Origin of the sequence: Protofrankia sp. Cr1, from assembly GCF_963555865.1 — a bacterium.
Classification (GTDB): Bacteria; Actinomycetota; Actinomycetes; order Frankiales; family Frankiaceae; genus Protofrankia.
In genome coordinates, this window is record NZ_CAUVXO010000663.1 from 1 (window position 1) to 2716 (window position 2716).

The 2716-nt window shown below is 68.4% G+C and carries 4 protein-coding genes; all 4 read right to left on the bottom strand.

The features are described 5' to 3' along the window. Positions 1-92 precede the first annotated feature (92 nt). The 4 genes from U9980_RS27605 to U9980_RS27620 all read right to left on the bottom strand — a co-directional run bounded on the left by U9980_RS27605 (position 93) and on the right by U9980_RS27620 (position 2388). Positions 93-395, bottom strand: coding sequence for a type II toxin-antitoxin system PemK/MazF family toxin (locus U9980_RS27605; RefSeq protein WP_322748346.1), 303 nt, complete (start codon positions 393-395; stop codon positions 93-95). After that, positions 382-639 (bottom strand): hypothetical protein, encoded by a 258-nt coding sequence (locus U9980_RS27610; RefSeq protein ID WP_322770611.1) that lies wholly within the window; start codon positions 637-639, stop codon positions 382-384. The genes U9980_RS27605 and U9980_RS27610 overlap by 14 nt, the downstream gene beginning before the upstream one ends. Positions 640-841: 202 nt before the next feature. Next, on the bottom strand, positions 842-1717 hold the full coding sequence (locus tag U9980_RS27615; protein WP_322770612.1) for a hypothetical protein: 876 nt from the start codon (positions 1715-1717) through the stop codon (positions 842-844). A gap of 50 nt (positions 1718-1767) precedes the next feature. Next, positions 1768-2388 carry an RNA polymerase sigma factor gene (locus U9980_RS27620; protein WP_416210417.1) on the bottom strand — a complete coding sequence of 207 codons (621 nt, stop codon included), beginning with the start codon at positions 2386-2388 and terminating at the stop codon, positions 1768-1770. Between the last annotated feature and the right edge of the window lie 328 nt (positions 2389-2716).

Consider the following 2716-nt stretch of genomic DNA (forward strand, 5'->3'; position numbering starts at 1 on the left):
GGGATGATCGGTGCGGCCGCGTGGCGGTGCAGCCGCGTGGCGGTGCGGCCGCGTGGCGGTGCGGCCGCGTGGCGGTGCGGCCGCGTGGAGGCTCAATGCCCGAGGATGCGGCGGAGGATCTGGTCGACGCGCTGCCACGCCTCTGCCGGAATGGGCCCGAGCCGGTGAGACAGGCCAGCGGTCGGGATCCACGCGATCAGCTCGGGTAACACCGTGCCGGGGATCGGATCGGTGATCCCCGCATCGGCGGCGTAGTCGTCGTGAGGCAGGGGATCGCCCGGAATGACGGGGCAGGTGACCACTCGCCCGGTGCCGGCGCTGTTGTACATGTCAGCCGACACGATCAGTACGTAGACCGGTGCGTCGGCCCGCGCCCACACCTCACCCTGTTGCACGCTGGCGCAGCTCCTCCAGGCGGGCGTACTCGCCGTCCAGATACGCCGGTGTCATGCCGAGAGCAGCGTTGCGCTCCTGCTGCCGAACAAACCGAGTGGTCCAGATGGACTCCGTCAGGGTCTTGTCCACCCAGGCCGACAAAGTGAGCCCCTCGGCGGCGGCCTGGGCGCGGGCCTCCGCCAGCGTCGCGGTCCGCACAGACACGTTGAGATTCGGCATGTTACACAGCATAAGGCGGTCCATCGCAGGCGTCGTCAGTCCTCCAGCCGCCCTCGATGCAGCTGACGCTCCCACCCGGTGGGTGTGTGACACCGGCAAGGGCTTTGACGCTGAGAGAGTCGGGGCCTAGCCCTACCGCATCCGGCCGGTGGCCGTACCCCACCGGCCGGATGTCGGGGCCTTGCCCGGTCACCGTCCCCCGGGCGAGGCCCCACCCCTGCGCGTGCTACTCGCCGTTCGCCGTCGCCTGCACGGAGGTTCCGAGTTTCTTGCCCGGAGCCACGGTGGCCTCAAGACCCACTTTGGGCGCCACTGTGGCCCCGGCCTGCGCTCCCGGCGGGAGGGTTGTTCCTTCGGAGTGGTGGGCCTCGCCTTGGGTATCGACGCCGGTCGTCCGGTTATCGGCACCCGTGGTTGCGTTTCCCTTGCCAAGGCCGGCTGACGGACTCTCGGGTTCCGTGGTTGGTGTCGCTGTACCGGTGGGGTGCGCGCTCTCCCCCGCGGCAAGATCGGTCTTGAGTGCTGCCGCGCAGTAGGTAGCGACCTTGTCCTTACCTCCCGCAGCAGTGACCAATGCGGTAAAGGCCGGGGTATCGAGGGCCTTGCCGGGATTGTCAGTCGCACCAGCTGTGTATGCGTGGCATAGTCCCACCAACGATGCCGAGACAGCGGCGCTCGCGTTGGGCCCGTGGCCGGCTGATGCCGACGCGTGAGCCGAAGCCGATGCGGATGTCGTCCGCTGCGCGGCAGGAGAGTCACTCCCCACTGGCGAGGGCAGAATCCCGGTGCTGGCGGCGACAGCAACACTACTGACGGTAGTAGCTGCGATCGCCACGGCGGCGACCTTAACTGTCAGCAACTTCGCAAGGCCAATTTTGATCATCGAGTCTCTCCGAGGCTGGGTGGCGGGGGTGAGACGCGTCTCCCGGAAGGCGGCAACAGCCGCTTCCTCACCGGCGAGCTCGCTGGTAAGGGCCGGAGCGGCCGCAGCGGCGAGCAGGTCGGCGAGGGAATCCGGACCGGCCTGCGTATCGACCGTGCCGCCGCGAAGCATCCGCTCTGCGTCGCCCCGGCCGATCCGACGGGGTCGGTGTGTGCTCATCTCACGTCCTTCAGCGTCGAAGCCCTTGCTGATGTCACACCCTGAAAAGATCACTGTGCTGGGAACCGGGTGTCGCTCTGACCGGCCCCGTCCACGAGAGCATCCCCGGCCTGACCGAGCTGTTCGGCGAGGCGGCGTAGCCCGCGGTACGCTGCGGTACGGACGGCACCGGCGCGCTTGCCCAGCACCTGCCCCGCACTCTTCGCGTCCAGACCCATGACCACACGCAGCAGTACCGCCTCGGCTTGGTCCCGCGGCAAAGCGGCGATCAACTTGATCGCCGCATCGGTGGATACCGCCTCCAGCGCACGTCCAGCGGTGTCGTCATCGGCCGCCAGTTCGGCCACCTGTTCGACCGGTACGTCGAGCTGGGGCCGGCGGCGCTGACGGCGCAAGTGGTCCAGAGCGCGGTGGCGGGCGATCGTCGCGGCCCATCCGCGGAACCCGTCAATGTCCCCGCGAAAGGACGGCAGGTCCCGGGCGATCTGCAACCACGCCTCGGATGCGACATCCTCCGCATCGTCGCCGACAAGTACGCGCAGATAGCGCAACAGCCCAGGCTGGACCGCCCGGTAGATCCTCCGGAACGCGTCCTCGTCGCCGCGCTGTGCCTCGTGCACGGTGGACGAGAGATCTTCGACGTCCACCGGTGACTGCTCAACCTCGCTCAGCGGGTCGTCACCGTCCTGGGGCGCACGCGCCGGCGGCGGCGCGGAGCCGACAAACCATTGCCGTGGAAGGTCGATGCCGACGGTGCCGGCACCTCCGTCACTCGACTCCGCGCTCTGATCCACCAGCGACATAATGGGGCACGCTACACAGCCTGTACACAACGCCCAGAGCGCCGATGCCCACTAGCAAGATCACTACAGTCGTGACGTGAGCGCAGCCATCCGCGCTGGCAGTAGGTGCCTGCCGTACGTCGAGACGAGCAGCCGTGCCTACGCCCGCGGACGGATGCCCGAGCGGTCCGGGTGCGGCTACCGTTGTCGGAATGAA

Excerpts from the sequence above, each read along its gene's own strand:
- U9980_RS27615 (WP_322770612.1), bottom strand. The coding sequence starts at position 1,717 with ATGAGCACACACCGACCCCGTCGGATCGGCCGGGGCGACGCAGAGCGG.
- U9980_RS27610 (WP_322770611.1), bottom strand. The coding sequence starts at position 639 with ATGGACCGCCTTATGCTGTGTAACATGCCGAATCTCAACGTGTCTGTG.